The following is a 17493-nucleotide window of genomic DNA, read 5'->3' as shown; positions in this document are numbered from 1 at the left end:
ATGCTTGATAACGTCACGACAGAAGACTCCATTATTAACATACAATGTCTTAATCATTACTTTGGCAGTAAAACATTAAAAAGCCAAATTTTGTTTGACATTAATCTCTCCATTCGCGCTAGAGAAATTGTGATCATGACTGGGCCATCTGGGTCTGGTAAAACAACTTTGCTAACATTGATAGGTGGTTTACGTTCCGTTCAAGAGGGAAGTCTTAAATTTTTAGGACAGGAACTTAGGGAAGCTAGTAATGAAGAATTAGTCCAAATACGCCGCTATATTGGATATATTTTTCAGGCGCACAATTTACTAAATTTCTTAACAGCTAGACAAAATGTGCAAATGTCACTGGAATTACACAAAAATATTTCCAACAGTGAGGCCCGTAGCCAATCAGAAGCGATGCTTAATGCTGTTAAATTAGGTAACAGAGTTGATTACTATCCATCTGATCTCTCTGGTGGTCAAAAACAACGGGTAGCGATCGCACGCGCCTTAGTAAGTCACCCCAAGTTAGTTTTAGCCGATGAACCAACGGCGGCTTTAGATAGCAAAACAGGCAGAGATGTTGTCACGCTGATGCAAAAATTAGCCTATGAACAAAATTGCTCTATCTTAATGGTCACGCATGATAACAGAATTTTAGATGTTGCAGACCGCATAATTCACATGGAAGATGGACGACTGATTCAACAAGTTTAGAGCGATCGGGACACAAGAACCCCACCCCCAACCCCCTCCCCGCAAGCAAGGAGAGGGGGCTATAAATACCTCATGTGATTCAAAACCTAATCGTGCATAACTATAAAATAAGCAAATTTATCTCTGTGTTCTCCGTGCCTCTGTGGTTAAATAAAGAAACCTAAAACCACGCAGACACAGAGAAATATATGCCCAAAGTACAACTAAACGGAATTGATTTGTTCTACGACATCAAAGGGACAGGAGAACCTTTACTGTTAATTTCTGGTTTTTTGTGCGATCATTCCTACTGGTCGTTACTCATGCCATATTTTACCCCCCACTATCAAATCATTCGTTTAGATAACCGAGGTATAGGGCGGAGTTCTGCACCAGATACTCCCTACAGTATTCAAGAAATGGCTCATGATGCAGCTGCATTACTTGATTATCTAGGGATTGATCAAGTACACATTGCAGGTCATTCTATGGGTGGACAAATTGCCCAAGAACTAGCATTAGCTTATCCCCAAAAAATTAAAAGTTTGATACTACTATCTTCTCTAGCCAAGGGTGACGAGCGATTTAATAGCATCATTGAAAGCTGGGGTGAACTTCCTCAAAAAATAGACATGAGCCTTTATCAAAGAGTTGTATTACCCTGGATTTTTAGCGAGAATTTTTACTCAATTGCAGATATGATAGAACAGCTAATTGAATGGGCTGTACATTACCCCTTTTCACCCCAAATTCATAGCATTTATCACCATAGTCGGGCTATCCTGGGTTGTGATACCACAAATCGTCTACAAAATATTCTCTGTCCTACCTTGGTGTTATCAGGTAAACAAGATATTCTCACCCCAGTCAAATTTTCTGAACAACTAGCAGCAGGTATTCTGGGTGCTAAATTGTCAGTTATTGATGGTGGTCATGGTTTTATTATTGAGTCACCAAAGATTGTAAGTACAGCAATGCTCAATTTTCTAGCTGGTTTTTAATCCAGGGCGATCGCAATAACTATAAGTGAGGGAATTGTCTGATATGTGTGTACAGGGATGAATTGCAGGTGCGGTTGAAGTAGGGAAAAATCTAAATAGTAAATATTTGTAATATTTAAGATTTTCTTTAGATTTGATAGCTTAAGATTTTCTTTAGATTCTCGATAGCACTTTTATGCTTTCACAATAAAAGGAGCGGTTGTCATGAAGGTCTGCCCTATCAATTCAAAAATATTACGTCAAATTTGGTCTGTGGTTGAACAAACCCAGAGTAGCACTCTTTTAAGACTGAGCGATCCTGATTTGGTCAGCCAACTGTTGACGCAGCTTGATAGAGAACAAGCACTCAGCAGTGAAGAAATTAATTCTGTGAACACTTATCTGTTCTCTAGAACTAATCTCATCCGTGATTTAGCGATCGCCAGATTAGCATAGTCTGACAAAATCAAATAGATGGTGTGCCATTTGTAATTTAGAACAGGGTGTAATTCTGACTTGCTGCCCTTGACTGTCTAAAAATATTGCTTGGTTATTATTGCTACCAAAACCACTATCAGGTTGATCAATAGGATTAGTGACAATGGCATCTAATTTTTTACTCCGCAGTTTTTCAATTGCTGGTGTGACAATATCGCCAGTTTGGGCGGCAAAGCCAATTAAAAACTGATGGGGTTGTTTGAGTTGGGCTAACTGGGCGACAATATCAGGGACGGGTGCTAAAGGTAAAGATGGGGGGAGCGATCGCTTAGGTAATTTCTCTGAGCTATAATCTTTGGGCTTAACATCAGCTACCGCCGCAGACATGACAATTACATCTGCCTGAGGTAAATATTCCAGCATCACCTGCTGCATTTCTTCAGCAGTAATTACAGGAATTGCTTGCACTCCCAAGGGTACATCCCAACTAGCTACGCCATGAACTAAAGTCACCTTTGCCCCTCGGTGCAGGGCGGCTTGTGCTAAAGCTAGTCCCATTTTACCCGTTGAAGGATTACCAATAAACCGCACCGGATCAAGATATTCTCGTGTACCGCCAGCACTAATTAAAACTTGCTTCCCGACTAAATCACGCTGGCCTTTGGTATGTAGCAGCGAATGAATATAAGTCACAATGGCGGTAGGTTCTGCCATTCTACCAGCACCGACGCGATCGCACGCCAATAAACCCGATGCTGTACTCATGCCGTGATATCTGCTATCTCCTAATAACTGCTGCCAATTACGCTGCACCGTTAACTGTTCCCACATATCAGTATTCATCGCCGGTGCTAACAATACGGGACAAGTGGAAGCTAAAACAGTATTAGTCAGTAAATTATCTGCCATACCGTAAGTTAACTTAGCCAATGTATTAGCCGTCAGAGGAGCAATAACTAATAAATCTGCCCACTCCCCCAACTCAATATGCAACGGACGAGAGTGAGTTGGTTGCCAGAAATCATCATCTGTATAGGCTTGGTGGCGGGAAAGAGTAGATAAAGTTAGAGGTGTAATAAATTCCTGTGCTGAACCTGTGAGGATAACTCGGACTTCTACCCCTGCTTTAAACAACGTCGAAACCACCTCACAAACTTTGTAAGCAGCAATACCACCACCTACACCAATCAGCACCCTAGGTTGGCGGTTTTCGGTTTGGGGATGAGGATTAGCCATAGCAAAAAGTTAGGAGTGATAATTTAATATGAAGCCGCAGAAAGTGAGGATCACAATCTGCGGCGGTACTATGTATTTATGGGAATACAGGTTTGAGTTTTTGTCTCGTGCTGTACTAGTCTAATTGTGAATTTTCTCTATCAAATATGGATTGCCAACAATTGAGAATTGCTGTAGATTAGACATAACTCAAACACTTATGCCTCATCGTAGGGTTCTAAATCTAAGAGATGGATGTAAGGTTCTACTAATTCAGGACGCTGAAACGCGATCGCTCGCAGTAGATGCCAGTCATTCAAACCCTCAAAAGCATTGCTGTAATTATCCATTTCTAGACGATTAGCCAATTCCTCCACCTCTGCGGCGGTCATAGCAGCGATTTCTTTCTTAGAAATGCTCAGAGTTGTCATAATGCTCGCCCCTCCCTTATGCAGCATTCGCACCCAGCACGGGTCAAGTAGCACGAATATAGTGCCACCCAATCTATATTACTCACTAGATGGCATGGATTTTCTAAAATTTTTCAGGATTTATACCATATTTTGTCAAAGATTTGTAACTGTGACTAAACTATTGTCTTCAGAATGAAATTCCGTGCCAAATCTAGCATTTGTAAATTAATTTCATGTCCTGTGTCAAATTCATGATATTCGGCTACAACCCCCACAGATGCGACAGTTTCCCTAGCCTTGACAGCCGCCTGTAATGGTACAACCTCATCACGCCTGCCGTGCATAATTAAAATTGGTGGTAAATTATGATTTGTGGCGATCGCATCAGGATGTAAATACCCACTCATCACAACTAAGCCGGCTAAGGGTAATTTAGAGCCGACATCTAACGTCATTGCTCCCCCTTGAGAAAATCCACTCAAAACAGTCTGGGATAAAGGTACGCCTGTACTAGCCTCTAAAGACAGCAAAAAATCTGTCAATATTTGCCGACTTTCTGCTAATCCTTGATACATATTCTCTACACTCAAGTCATACCATGCTCTACCAAGATGAGAATGAGGAAAAGGAAAAGGTGCATTAGGAAGTACAAACTGATAATGAGGTAAGTTGATATGGGGTACTAAAGATGACACATCCTCAGCGTTAGCTCCCCAACCATGCAATGTCACAACTAAGCCGGTGGGCGTTTGCGAATTAGCAGGGGGAACGGTAATGTATTGCAAAGACAGAGGCTTACTCCTGAATTTAGAACTCGTCAATAACCAGGATACCTAACAATATCTCAGATCAATATATATAGTTTGCTATTGTTTAATCTGTACTGCTAATAATATTTTTAAGGTAGTCACGTTGTTGTGTATCAAGACGACCTATTTCATTTCCCGCTTTTCCCACTATATACCCTTGAACATATCGAATTCCGAGTTTATGTAATTTTCCTAGAGTTACTGGACTTGTGCTATCGAATCCTTCAATAACTACTTTTGGTGCATGAGAACGTCCTTCACTAACAAGGTCAAGAACAAATCGGCATATAATATCAATAGAGTTGGGATTAATAGTTACTTGCTGAAGTATATCCCGGTCTATCTTAACATGAGCAGGGTTCAACCCGATTAGACGACTTACTGAAGCATGACCGACACCAAAATCATCAATAGCAAAACCAATCTTTAAATCACGCACGTAAGTGCCTAATTGTTTCCGAAAAACTTCTAAATTATCTGGAAGGGGCAACTTTTCAGAAATTTCTAGTATTAATTTTTCAGGTTGGATAAGTTCTTCATCAGCTATAATTTCCTTTACAGCCTGAAAGTATGCTTCGTGCATCAATGATTGTGGATATACATTAACGGATAATTCTTGTATGTCTTCACTTCTTCGTCTACCTGGATTATTCATATAGGCTTTATGATAAGCAACTACAGCAGTTCGTATAAAATATATATCAAGTTCAAGCATGAATTGAAGCCCCCAAAGTTCTGCTGCTTTAAACAGATCATTAGGAACGGAGCTAATTTGTGGATCGCGCGCTAAAGCTTCCCAACTATAGATATATGGGCGTTTTGGACTTAAGTATAGAATTGGTTGGAAATGAATTATCATTTCATTAAGACGCTCACAAAATAATTGAAATCTACGATAATAAAGTTCTAGAGAAACATATCCATAAGTTTTTTTGAGATCATCAATGATAGCAGCTTCTAACAAAGAATTTTGGACATAAGTTAACTCGTAAGTTGCAGAGTATAGAGATCCTAGAATTCGTCCGTATACTTCTTCTAAAAAGTATAAATTTTTAGATAATCCACAAATTATCATTAAATCTTTTGTTGATTTAGATGGTAAAGGAACAAACATGAATACTTTAGCACAATCGCTTTCTTCATCAATAAGATACGAGCCATGATAATCTGGGTTGAAAATATTTTTTCTTAAAGAAATAATCGGTGAAATTTGTGCAATAATATTCTTAATATAAGTTTCTTGAGATAATTCTTCTACTTTAAAACTACTTTGCTCTCTAACGATCCAATTATTTTTAGTTTGTCTAATTACAGCTACAAAATCAGCCTCACAAGTATAACGAACTGCTTCTAAAATCCTGCTTTCTATATTAGAAACTGGAAAATCATCTTTTAAGAATTGTATTAATCTGTCAATAAAAAATTTATATGATTCAAACGGATTTTTTAAAGGATTTAATTGAAAATTAATTTGAGATTTTAATTGATTTTCAGAAACATTAATAATAGTTTGTTTTTGAGTATTTTCGTATTCCCAACCAGGACTAGACTTAGCAATAACAATTCGTCCATAGTCCTGTCCATATCGTCCTGGTAGTTGTTTAGAAGGGGCATGATTTCGTATATAAGTTAATAAGCTATCAACAGTAACCTCTCCAGTTTCTTTTTCAACTGCTCCTCCTTTTAAACCCCGAATTAAATAGTGCGTAAAAATACTATTTTCAAATTCTTTACTTTCATATGACGGAAGATCAGGTGGGCATGAAACTATGGCAACTCTACCACTCTCTTGGGAAAATAATCCTTTATCTACCAATTTTTCATCAGTCTGTATTTTGCTTATTTCAGTATTTATTCCTTTTGTAATAGAAGGGACAAATGCTCCACTATGGCAGCTATCCAAGATAAAAAGAACGCATTTTGCAGGAGAAATAGAGAAGATATCTTCATATAGATCATCCATTCTTAATCCTGCCCTTCTATTTTTTGTAAGTAGGTTTACAATATCTACATCATAAGTTCCCAAATAAGCTTTTTGATTTTGTTCCCCCAGAATAAATCCATGCCCCGAAAAATAGACTAAAACAGTATCATTATTATTTGGTTTTGTTACAATTTCCCTAAAAAGTAATTCCCATACATTATTTGTATTCGCATTTTCTCCTAGCAATAAAGTTACATTTTCTGGGCAAAAAATGCCAGTTTCTGGATTAGTTATAACCTCATATAAATCTTGGCAATCTTTTTCAGCATACTCAAGATTTGGTAAATTGCGAGAATCATTATAACTATTAATACCTATTAAAACAGCGTAGGTAGTTCCATTAGTATTCATTTTCTGTTACCTCAGTATATAAAAAATCATGTATGATTATGATAAAATTAACATCTGTACTTATACTAGTTATAGCGTTTCCTAATCACATGAGGTATATCATAGCCCCCTCATTGCTTGCTCTTAGGGGGTTGGGGGTGGGGTTCTTGTACCTCACTAAAGCGAGAACCGCTATATTAGCCATGCTAATTTCAATTAAATAAATGCTAACCATCCCACATGGTCTTGAAGTGAACCCAGGGTTATGTAAGAATTGGGGTCTTTCGCATCTAAGGAATTGAGACATGGCGCGTCTAGCACTGCTGAGTGTATCTAACAAAACTGGTTTAATTGATCTAGCCCGTAGTTTGGTGGAAGAATTTGCATTTGACTTAATCAGCAGTGGGGGAACAGCGAAAGCCCTCAAAGATGCGGGAATACCAGTTACCAAGGTTTCTGATTACACAGGTTCACCAGAAATTTTAGGTGGACGAGTCAAAACACTACACCCCCGCATTCATGGCGGGATTTTGGCGCGGCGGGATGTGGCTAGTGATGTCACAGACTTGGAAAATAACCAAATTCGCCCGATTGATTTGGTGGTAGTGAATCTTTATCCCTTTGAAGCGACGATCGCTAAACCAGGGGTAACATTAGCAGAAGCTGTGGAAAATATTGATATTGGCGGCCCGGCGATGTTACGGGCATCATCAAAAAACTTTGCTCATCTCACAGTATTATGTGATCCAGGGCAGTATGACGAATATTTACAGGAATTGCGGCAAAATAACGGCGAAGCATCCCTAGAGTTTCGCCAAAAGGCGGCTTTAAAAGGATTTTTGCATACTGGTAGTTATGATCAAGCGATCGCATCTTACCTCTCTCAACAATCTCCAGAATCCCTTCCCCAACAGCACACCCTAAGCGGGACACAATTACAATCTCTGCGTTACGGTGAAAACCCCCATCAAACTGCTGCTTGGTATCAAACCGGCTCTACTCCCACCGGATGGGCTGCGGCTACGAAATTGCAAGGTAAAGAACTCAGTTACAATAACTTGGTAGACTTAGAAGCCGCCCGGCGCATTATTACTGAATTTCCAGATACACCAGCCGCTACCATCATCAAACATACCAATCCCTGCGGTACAGCGTTAGGAAACACCATTGTCGAAGCCTATCAAAAGGCTTTCAATGCTGATTCTATCTCTGCATTTGGTGGGATTGTCGCCCTCAACCGTCCCATAGATGCAGCCACAGCCAGCGAATTAACAAAGACATTTTTAGAATGTGTAGTTGCACCTGATTGTGATGCAGAAGCTCAAAAAATTCTGTCTAAAAAATCTAATGTGCGGATTTTGACTTTAGCAGATTTGAGCAGTGGGGCTAAAACTCTAGTCAAACAAATTGCAGGTGGTTTCTTAGTCCAAGCTGCCGATGATATCATTGCAGATTCTAGTAAATGGCAAGTTGTCACAGAACGCCAACCCACACCCGACGAGTTAGCCGAAATGCTGTTTGCTTGGAAGGTTTGCAAACACGTTAAATCTAATGCCATTGTACTCACAAGCGATCGCACTACTCTAGGTGTCGGTGCTGGGCAAATGAACCGCGTTGGTTCAACTAAAATCGCCCTAGAACAAGCTGGAGACAAAGCCCAAGGTGCAACTCTCGCCAGTGACGGATTTTTCCCCTTCGATGATTCCGTCAGAACCGCCGCCGCCGCCGGTATCACCGCCATTGTGCAACCAGGGGGAAGCTTACGTGACCAAGATTCCATCAAAGCCGCTAACGAACTGGGTTTGGTCATGGTGCTGACTGGTACACGTCACTTTTTACACTAGTGGCAGTGATCACTGTTGACTGTTCACTGATTTAACTCCCCTGTCACCTGTCACCTGTCCCCTGTCACCTGTCCAGTTTACAAAGTGTCACCGATAACACTAGCTTTTATTTCAAAGCAGTGTTACTCTCTAGGAGTGTGAGGAGCAAGTTGAAAATTAAGAGTGCTTGGAGTGGAAACACGGTAACACGTCCAGGCACTTTTTAATATTTATTTGAACTAAAATATTTCTTAGTCTTCTTGAAAAGACTTGAGCTATAAGACTTGTAATTAATTTCTATACGATGTTTGTGTGATGGCGATCGCATCAAGAACAAAAACCTGACTTTTCACGGGATCTGGAAAACCCCTCTCCAAACCTCTCCCCTAAAAGGCTACGGTGTACACACATCTTTGTGCTGGGTGCAAAATGTGGCTTGATACCCCTCTAAATCCCCTTAAAAAGGGGGACTTTGATTCTAGTTCCCCCTTGTTTAAGGGGATAGTTCTAGTAGGGAAGGGGGTTAGGTTTCGTATGAACTTTTCCACATAACGTGAAAAGTCAAGTCGCTTCTCTACGAGACGCTACGCGAACGCTCCAATTCAAAATTCAAAATGACGCTCGCGGACTCGCTAACGCTGCGCTAACAAAATTCAAAATTAAATACCCCACGGATAAATCCGGGGGCTTGAATTAATGCTGTTTCACTTTTTTCTTCTCCATAAATAAATTTAGGGGCTTGTATCCTTTTTTCTTTGGTCAGGGGGGCTATGATATACCTAATGTGATTCGGAAATGTTATGTGCGGATTCTTCTAGAGAATATTCAAGATTGTTGAGTATCTTTATAGCCGGCAACAGCATCTCTAAGATTACCTTGGTGTTTTGATAATAAGCGATCGCCATCTTCTTTGCTTAAACCAGTCCAGTGCATTAATAACGCCAGTTTTACCCATTTACCGCTATGTTCTAATAAATAACCAGCCGCTTCCCGACTTAAGCCTGTGAGGTCTTGTAAAATGCGTAAAGCGCGATCGCGTAATTTTTGATTTGTGACTGCTACATCTACCATGCGATTGCCGTAAACTTTGCCTAGTTTGACCATCACCCCAGTAGACAAAATATTTAAAGTTAGTTTGGTGACTGTACCAGCTTTGAGACGGGTAGAACCTGCTAACACCTCCGGCCCTGTTAACAACCGAATATTAATATCAGCCTCAAAACCAACCTGTTCTGCTGGTACACAGGCCATAAAAATTGTCAAAGCACCCCGTTGACGCGCAGCATTCAGCGCACCGTGGACAAAAGGAGTCGTCCCACCGGCAGTAATTCCCACCACTACATCTAAGAGAGTAATATGGCGTTGAGCGATCGCGGCATCACCATCTTCAGCCCGGTCTTCTAAATCCTCAGAACTACGTACTAAAGCCCCAGCACCACCGGCAATAATCCCCTGTACTAACTCCGGGGGTGTACAAAAAGTGGGGGGACACTCAGCCGCATCTAACACCCCCAACCGTCCACTTGTCCCCGCACCCACATAAAACAAGCGTCCACCCTGGCGCAACCGTGCTGCTGTCTCCTCAATCGCCTTAGCTATCTCCACCTTAGCCGCCGCCACCGCCGCCACCGCCTTATGGTCTTCACTATTAAATAACTCCACCAACTCTAAACAACTGAGTTGGTCTAAGTTCAGACTCAAAGGATTGACTTGTTCAGTCAATAAATGCCCACGTTCCTGCAAATTTGTCATTGATGCTAGCCTGTATCTCTATTTCCAAATCATGCGCCAATTGCTATTGACTGAAACTGACTACTGAGTAATGTTAGCGTAACGGGGCGTTAAGGCAATTCGCAATTCGCAATTCGCAATTCGCAATTCGCAATTCGTAATTCGCAATGAGGTTTTATAACGGGGATTTTATTTGGTACTCTCATACCTCAAAACTCCCCACTCCCCACTCCCCACTCAGCACTCAGCACTCAGCACTCAGCACTCCCCACTCAGTTACAACAATCCTTCCAACTTGCGACGAATCTTTTCTAGTTCAGTTGCAGAAAATTCTGTTTCTTCTGCGGGTGGTACGTCGTCAAATTCCAAACTGTCGTCGCTAGTGTCATCATATTGCCCATCAGGTTGCCAGTCGGTTTCTTCCAGGTTGATTTCTGGAGGAATGATCAGATCGCTGTTTTCTGGGATAATTTCCCATTCATAGTCAGCACTTTCGCAAAATTCCTTAATTTCCTCAGCGTCCATTGCTTCCACAGTAGGCGTGTGGAAATCTTGAGCTTCCAACATCAGCGCAAAGCGAATAGCATCGTCTTGGGACTCAAACATTAAAATTTTATTGCGATCGCCCACACGCACAGTATGAATTCCCTCATTTTCCGTGTGAGCATTAAAAATCAACACAAAAACCCGCATTGGCGTAATCATCTTTCCCTATATTTTGATGTCTATCTATTCATTAAAGTTCTAGACCGTGTATCTGTGAAAGTCACAGCATTAATTTTCACTTTAATTCAAATTTTTCCCAAGTGTAGGGGTATAAGGGTGTAAGGGTATAGAGAGAGGAGAAAAACTAATGACTAGTGACTAAATGACTACGAGTTCATCCTCATGTCAAAACCTGAGATTGGTTTGTATCTTGGTATTGGCATAGTAATATGCCCATAGTGCTAGTAGTGTGCTTACCACATCCAGCAAAAAAGAAGTGAAACCAATGAGTAAATCTTCCGATCATGATCATCAATCCCGTAATATTGACCGCAAGCGTTTATGGTTGCTGGTTCTAAAGCGTGGTGGTATAGCTCTAGGGAGTATTTTACTACTGGGTTTAATCGGCGGTGCTTGGCGATTGTGGATTTTTGTGCAAAAAGAATTAACGCCGTTAGCAGAAAAAAGTCTCACTAGTACACTCAACCGTCCGGTAAAACTGGGCAAAGTCACGCAATTTTCACTCACGGGAGTTAGTTTTGGTGCTTCGGCTATCCCAGCCACACCAACAGACCCGGATAAGGTGGAAGTCGATGGTGTGGAAGTAGCTTTTAACCCATTGCTGTTAATTTTTAATCGCCAGCTAAAACTAGATGTTACTTTAGTTAACCCAGATGCTTATATTGAACAGGATAGTGAAGGACGTTGGATTACTACGACCTTAGCACCACCGGGAGCAGCAGGAGCGATTAAAACGGACTTAAATACACTGCGCTTCCGTAATGGTAATTTGGTACTTTTACCGCAGAAGAGAGAGGTTGAGGGGATAGAGGGAGAAGGGGATAAGGTAGATAATCCTTCATCTCCCATTGCTTTTTCTCAAGTTTTGGCATCGGCTCAATTGCTTGAAAACAATCAACTGGTTAAATTCACAGTCCAAGGTCAGGCAGATACTGGGGGTAAAATCTCTATTGCGGGGGATGTGCGTCCTAAGACTTTAGCCGCGAATTTGCAACTGCAAGGAGAAAAATTATTAGCTACAAATGTTACCGATATTGTAAAATTACCAGTAGATTTACAAACGGGTCGAGTTGATGGCGATTTGCAAATCCAACTAGCACCAGAGCAGAAGCCTTTATTGTATGGTAGTGCTGAATTAGACGGGGTAACGCTGCAAATTCCTCGGACACCACAAGCATTCATTAATAGCCAAGGTAGTATCTATTTCCAGGGAACGGAAATTAAACTGGAGAATATGACCGCCAATTATGGCAAGATTCCTCTAATCGCCGCAGGAATTATCGACAGTAATAAAGGCTACAAGTTAGCTGGACGTATTAATGGGGTAAGTGTAGCTAATGCTCAAGAAACACTCAAGTTAAAACTGCCTGTACCCGTAGCTGGACAATTACAAGGGAAATTGCAGGTGGTAGGGGATATTACTAACCCTATTCTTTTAGGTACTGTCACCACCGTTAAAACTGCACGCATTGATAAAATTAATTTTAAGCGCGTTAGTAGTAAGTTTGAATTTAATGCTAAGGATGCCTTAGTTAAGCTGGAAGATATTCAAGGCGAAACTACGGTAGGTGGTGAAATTAACGGTGGCGGTATCATCCAACTAGGAGAAAATCCCCAATTAAATTTAAATTTTGTAGCCAAGCAAGTTCCTGGGGATGCGATCGCTAAACTCTATAATCCTGATATTGCCTTTAAAATTGGCACTGTGTCCGCTACAGCTAGGGTTACAGGTACGCCTACCGATGCCCAAACCTTAGTTAAGTTTGCTGCACCAGGGGCAATTTATCCTACAACTGGTGAAGTGATTGTGGGTGTAAATCGTAACTATAACTTCCGTAATGTGGTGGCGCGGGTAGCTGGTGGGACGGTGCAGGGTTATGGTACTTTCGCTAATGAACGTTGGCAAGCGGTGGCTCAAGCTGCGGGTGTGAAATTACAACCCTTTGTTGACCAAAATCAACTGCAAAATGTCTCTTTGGCAGGGGTAGAATTAAACGGTCGTTTTATTCTGGCTGGGACGGCTGAACCTTTCCAAATTACTACTATTCGTTCTGATGGGGCGGGAGTGCAAATTGGTGGTGGTAGAATTGCGATCGCGAATATCCAATTAAAAGACCAAAATTTCACCGCCGGTTTAGTTGCTAACAATGTCCGCCTGGGACGCATCCTTAAAAATTCTCCGCCAGCTTTAGCTAATCCCTTAGATGGGACATTCCAAATCGCCGGTAACAGAGAAAATTTTAGTCTGAAAACTCTCCAAGGTAATGGGGAAGCACAGCTACGGGTTGACGGCGGGACAATTACAGCGTCGAACATTCAACTCGCTAACGGTCGTTATCAAACCCAACTCCAAGCTAATAATGTTCCTGTACAACGTTTGGCTACTGTACCAATTCAAGGTAATTTAACTGGTCAATTAGATGTTGCCGGTTCAGTCGAATCTTTCAGTCCCCAAACCATCCAAGCCAGTGGACAAGGAAGAATCAATGTTGGTAATGGCACAATTACCGCCGCGAATATCCAACTCGCTAACGGTCGTTATCAAACCCAACTCCAAGCCAATAATGTCCCCCTACAACGTTTGGCGGCTGTACCAATTCAGGGTAATTTAACTGGTCAATTAGATGTTGCTGGTTCAGTCGAATCTTTCAGTCCCCAAACCATCCAAGCCAGTGGACAAGGAAGAATCAATGTTGGTAATGGCACAATTACCGCCGCGAATATCCAACTCGCTAACGGTCGTTATCAAACCCAACTCCAAGCCAATAATGTCCCCCTACAACGCTTGGCAAAAGTACCCCTACAAGGCGATTTAACTGGGCAATTAAATGTTGCTGGGGCAGTGGATTCCTTCAGTCTCAAAACCATCCAAGGTAATGGACAAGGAAGAATTAATGTCGGCAATGGTACAATTACTGCCGCGAATATCCAACTCGCTAACGGTCGTTATCAGGCACAAGTCCAAGCTAATAATGTTCCCGTGCAACGCTTGGCAACTGTACCACCACAATTTCAAGGTAATTTAACTGGTCAATTGAATGTAGCCGGGGGATTAGATGCCTTTAGTCCCCAAACTATCCAAGCTACAGGTCAAGCACAACTGAATGTAGCAGGGGGTAATGTTCTATTCTCCAACATTCAACTAGCTAATGGTCGCTATCAAACGGCAATCGCTGCGGCTGGTGTGCAGTTAAATCGGTTTAATCAACAACTGCGGGGACAGTTTGGCGGACAGTTACAATTAGCAGGTAATTTGGGTTCAGCGAGATTGGCTGATGTGCAGGCGGCTGGTCAGGTGCAGTTATCCCAAGGTTTACCGGGGATTGAACGACCCCTGACAGCCGCCCTGGCTTGGAATGGGGAAAGGTTGACAATTCAGCAAGCAAATGCACCTGGGTTAAATATTAGTGGCGATATAGCAGCGAATGCTACAAGGCCAGGTATCCCGGAAATTACAGCTTTAAATCTCAACGTCCAAGCCCAAGATTTTAATCTGCAACAGTTACCTGTGACTCTACCCAATCAGGTAGCGGTGACAGGAAGGGTTGATTTTAACGGTCGCGTGACTGGTAAGTTACCATTGCCCAATGTAGCAGGGCAAATCGGCTTAAAAGACTTAGTAGTGCAGGGTATCGCCTTTGAACCATTGTTAACTGGGAATGTGCAGTCAGGAAAAGGTTTAAGTTTAGACTTGCGGGGAAATAATGATCGCATTGCTTTAAATCTCAATGCCAATAATCGCCCCGAATCCTTCCTTGTACAATGGCAACAAGCGATCGCTCAAGGTCAAGTTAAGGGGGATAATTGGGGTGTAAAAGTTGCCAGCTTCCCCTTACAAATTTTGAATGTGTCACCGCCGCCAAGTCTGCGTTTGGGTGGGGGGAAAGTTACAGGATTATTAACGGGAGACGTACAATTTAATCAAAGCACATTTGCGACTACAGCTAATTTAGCGATCGCTAATCCCGAAATCGGCCGGATTAAAGGCGATCGTATCACCACTCAGTTCCGTTACAGTGATGGTACAGCCAGCATTACTAGTAGTGAATTTATCAAAGGTAACAGTCGCTACGCCCTAGCTGGTAATTTTGCCCAAACCCCCAAAGGGCCAAGAGTGCAAGGTAAACTCAACGTCAGTCAAGGAAATATCCAAGACGTACTCACAGTAGCCCAAATTTTTGAATTCCAAGATTTCCAAAACAATGGTTCAGCAGCTAACTATGGCACAGCCGAGGACTTAACTACCTACGCCCAAGGTTTACCAAATCGCCCGTTACTTGACCAGATAAAACGCTTTTATGAAATTGATGCTTTAAGAACTGGACAAGAAGAACAGCGTAATGCTTCGCCAATACCTGAGTTAGCAGACTTAGCAGGAACTTTTAACGGAGAAGTCGCCTTAGATACTGCCACCCCCCAAGGCTTATCAGTACAATTTAATTTAAACGGACAGAACTTTACTTGGGGTAAAGAAACAGAAGAAAACCGTTTCTATCGTGCTGACCAAATCATTGCTCAAGGTAGCTTTGAAAATGGCATTTTGCAAGTGCGCCCTTTACGCATTGAATCAGAAAATAGTCTGGTAGCTTTTGCAGGTAACATTGGCGGTGCAGACCAATCTGGTCAATTGCGAGTCAGTAACTTCCCAATACAGGTATTGAATAACTTTGTTAACCTACCTGTAGGCATTACAGGTAATCTTAGCGGTACAGCCGCCTTAGCGGGTAGTGTTGCCAACCCTCAAGCGAGGGGAGAATGGCAAATTACCGAAGGTACACTCAACGAGAAACCAATAGAATCAGCCAACGCCAGTTTTAGCTATGCTAATGGACGCTTGAATTTTGGTAGTACCTTATCAGTAACTGGGCCACAACCCGTTAATATTAATGGTAGTATTCCTTATCAGTTGCCATTTGCATCTGTAGCACCAGACAATGACCAAATCAGCTTAGATGTCAAAGTTCAAAATGAGGGACTGGCACTATTAAACCTATTAACTAACCAAATCGCCTTTGAACAAGGTGAAGGCGAAATAGACTTAACAGTGCGAGGAACTAGACAAAAGCCAATATTAAATGGAATTGCTACTATCCAAGATGCCACGGTTTCAGCTCAGGCTTTACCCGAAAAGTTGACTGGTGTTACAGGTAGAGTGCAGTTTGATTTTGACCGCATCCTCGTAGAAAGTCTGCAAGGCAGATTTAGCCGTGGTAAAGTAGAAGCCTCTGGGGAAATTCCGATTTTCAACAACGAACTGGCGATTACCAATCCTCTGAATGTTAACCTTGATCAATTAGCCTTAAACCTGAAAGGACTCTATCAAGGAGGGGCGAGTGGTAACTTACAGATTACTGGTTCAGCCCTAACCCCAGCTATTGGCGGTAAAATCAGTTTATATGATGGTCAGGTATTGTTAGCAGAGTCTACCGACACCGAGCAGAATAATAGTAATGTTGGCATATCATACTCAAAACTGAACAAGCAAAATAAACAGGACATTAATGGGGCGGGTGCGATCGCGCGGTTTAATGATTTAAAACTAGAATTAGGCAAAAACTTAGAAATTACCCGTCAACCAATTTTAAACTTCCGAGCCACAGGCAACCTTACAGTTAATGGTACTTTTGCCGACCCCATCCCCGTAGGGACAATCCAGTTAAAAGACGGTGGCGTAAACTTATTCACCACCCAGTTTAAACTAGCTCGTGGTTATAAACACACCGCCACCTTTAGAGCCAACCAACCCCGCGACCCTGATTTAGATGTACAGCTATTTGCCAAAGTCCTAGATGTAGTCCAAAACAGCAACTTTAGCGGTGATAGGCTCAATCCTACAGGATTAGCTGCATTAGAGACAGTACGAGTAGAAGCCAACGTCAAAGGACAGGCCAGCCGACTCAACGAAACCCTAGACTTAACAAGCAGTCCATCCCGCAGTGAAAACGAAATTGTGGCTTTATTAGGGGGTGGATTCGTGAATCCCCAAGGAGGGGGTGACAGTACCCTCGGTATTATTAACATTGCAGGTTCAGCAGTATTTAATAACTTTCAGTCAGCCTTTAACCAAATCGGTACTGCATTTGGTTTAAGTGAACTGCGGATATTCCCCACCGTAATTTCTGATAACCCAGAAGCAGGTAAAAGTAGTTCATCTATCGAATTAGCAGCCGAAGCCGGCGTTGATATTTCCACTAAGTTGTCTATTTCTAGCATCAAGATTTTGACAGCTAATGACCCCTTCCAATGGGGGATTAATTACCGCATTAACGATCAAATCCGGGTACGTGCTTCCACTAACCTAGAAGATGATAGTCGCGCTGTAGTTGAGTATCAAACCCGGTTTTAATCTGGGCTTCTTCTCTG

At 41.9% G+C, this 17493-nt stretch carries 11 protein-coding genes; 5 read left to right on the top strand and 6 right to left on the bottom strand.

The window, feature by feature from the left end; translation table 11 throughout:
• The 3 genes from L6494_RS03355 to L6494_RS03345 all read left to right on the top strand — a co-directional run bounded on the left by L6494_RS03355 (window position 1) and on the right by L6494_RS03345 (window position 2117).
• Window positions 1-702, top strand: a complete 702-nt coding sequence (locus tag L6494_RS03355; protein WP_237991446.1) for a DevA family ABC transporter ATP-binding protein — start codon at window positions 1-3, stop codon at window positions 700-702.
• Between the two features lie 188 nt (window positions 703-890).
• Complete coding sequence (locus L6494_RS03350) at window positions 891-1682, top strand: alpha/beta fold hydrolase (RefSeq protein ID WP_237991445.1); 792 nt, start codon at window positions 891-893, stop codon at window positions 1680-1682.
• A gap of 204 nt (window positions 1683-1886) precedes the next feature.
• Window positions 1887-2117, top strand: coding sequence for a hypothetical protein (locus L6494_RS03345; protein ID WP_237991444.1), 231 nt, complete (start codon window positions 1887-1889; stop codon window positions 2115-2117).
• Here L6494_RS03345 and coaBC read toward each other — a convergent pair.
• From coaBC to L6494_RS03325, 4 genes are all read right to left on the bottom strand, one after another.
• Entirely contained in the window at window positions 2109-3335 is a 1227-nt protein-coding gene (coaBC, locus tag L6494_RS03340; protein ID WP_237991443.1) for a bifunctional phosphopantothenoylcysteine decarboxylase/phosphopantothenate--cysteine ligase CoaBC, read from the bottom strand. The genes L6494_RS03345 and coaBC overlap by 9 nt on opposite strands.
• Before the next feature lie 197 nt (window positions 3336-3532).
• The gene (gene isiD / locus L6494_RS03335; protein WP_190706429.1) at window positions 3533-3745 is read right to left on the bottom strand and encodes a protein IsiD; all 213 of its coding nucleotides are present in this window, start codon (window positions 3743-3745) and stop codon (window positions 3533-3535) included.
• 155 nt (window positions 3746-3900) lie between these two features.
• The gene (locus L6494_RS03330) at window positions 3901-4512 is read right to left on the bottom strand and encodes an alpha/beta hydrolase (protein WP_237991442.1); all 612 of its coding nucleotides are present in this window, start codon (window positions 4510-4512) and stop codon (window positions 3901-3903) included.
• Between the two features lie 88 nt (window positions 4513-4600).
• Window positions 4601-6871 carry an EAL domain-containing protein gene (locus L6494_RS03325; protein WP_237991441.1) on the bottom strand — a complete coding sequence of 757 codons (2271 nt, stop codon included), beginning with the start codon at window positions 6869-6871 and terminating at the stop codon, window positions 4601-4603.
• A 284-nt stretch (window positions 6872-7155) separates the two neighbouring features.
• Here L6494_RS03325 and purH point away from each other — a divergent pair, with 284 nt between their 5' ends.
• Entirely contained in the window at window positions 7156-8694 is a 1539-nt protein-coding gene (gene purH / locus L6494_RS03320) for a bifunctional phosphoribosylaminoimidazolecarboxamide formyltransferase/IMP cyclohydrolase (protein ID WP_237991440.1), read from the top strand.
• A gap of 804 nt (window positions 8695-9498) precedes the next feature.
• Here purH and murQ read toward each other — a convergent pair.
• Together murQ and L6494_RS03310 are read right to left on the bottom strand one after the other, a co-directional pair.
• The gene (gene murQ, locus L6494_RS03315) at window positions 9499-10425 is read right to left on the bottom strand and encodes an N-acetylmuramic acid 6-phosphate etherase (RefSeq protein WP_237991439.1); all 927 of its coding nucleotides are present in this window, start codon (window positions 10423-10425) and stop codon (window positions 9499-9501) included.
• Between the two features lie 255 nt (window positions 10426-10680).
• The gene (locus L6494_RS03310) at window positions 10681-11109 is read right to left on the bottom strand and encodes a DUF3110 domain-containing protein (protein WP_237991438.1); all 429 of its coding nucleotides are present in this window, start codon (window positions 11107-11109) and stop codon (window positions 10681-10683) included.
• A gap of 286 nt (window positions 11110-11395) precedes the next feature.
• Between L6494_RS03310 and L6494_RS03305 the strand changes: the two genes are divergently transcribed.
• Window positions 11396-17476 carry a translocation/assembly module TamB domain-containing protein gene (locus L6494_RS03305; protein ID WP_237991437.1) on the top strand — a complete coding sequence of 2027 codons (6081 nt, stop codon included), beginning with the start codon at window positions 11396-11398 and terminating at the stop codon, window positions 17474-17476.
• Window positions 17477-17493 lie beyond the last annotated feature (17 nt).

This window comes from Nostoc sp. UHCC 0870 (assembly GCF_022063185.1).
In the GTDB taxonomy this organism is placed as follows: Bacteria; Cyanobacteriota; Cyanobacteriia; order Cyanobacteriales; family Nostocaceae; genus Trichormus.
This window is presented reverse-complemented; position numbering and strand designations above follow the sequence as displayed.

Coding starts and splice junctions, on each gene's coding strand:
- L6494_RS03355 (WP_237991446.1), top strand. CDS start 1: ATGCTTGATAACGTCACGACAGAAGACTCCATTATTAACATACAATGT.
- L6494_RS03350 (WP_237991445.1), top strand. CDS start 891: ATGCCCAAAGTACAACTAAACGGAATTGATTTGTTCTACGACATCAAA.
- L6494_RS03345 (WP_237991444.1), top strand. CDS start 1,887: ATGAAGGTCTGCCCTATCAATTCAAAAATATTACGTCAAATTTGGTCT.
- coaBC (WP_237991443.1), bottom strand. CDS start 3,335: ATGGCTAATCCTCATCCCCAAACCGAAAACCGCCAACCTAGGGTGCTG.
- isiD (WP_190706429.1), bottom strand. CDS start 3,745: ATGACAACTCTGAGCATTTCTAAGAAAGAAATCGCTGCTATGACCGCC.
- L6494_RS03325 (WP_237991441.1), bottom strand. CDS start 6,871: ATGAATACTAATGGAACTACCTACGCTGTTTTAATAGGTATTAATAGT.
- purH (WP_237991440.1), top strand. CDS start 7,156: ATGGCGCGTCTAGCACTGCTGAGTGTATCTAACAAAACTGGTTTAATT.
- murQ (WP_237991439.1), bottom strand. CDS start 10,425: ATGACAAATTTGCAGGAACGTGGGCATTTATTGACTGAACAAGTCAAT.
- L6494_RS03310 (WP_237991438.1), bottom strand. CDS start 11,109: ATGATTACGCCAATGCGGGTTTTTGTGTTGATTTTTAATGCTCACACG.
- L6494_RS03305 (WP_237991437.1), top strand. CDS start 11,396: ATGAGTAAATCTTCCGATCATGATCATCAATCCCGTAATATTGACCGC.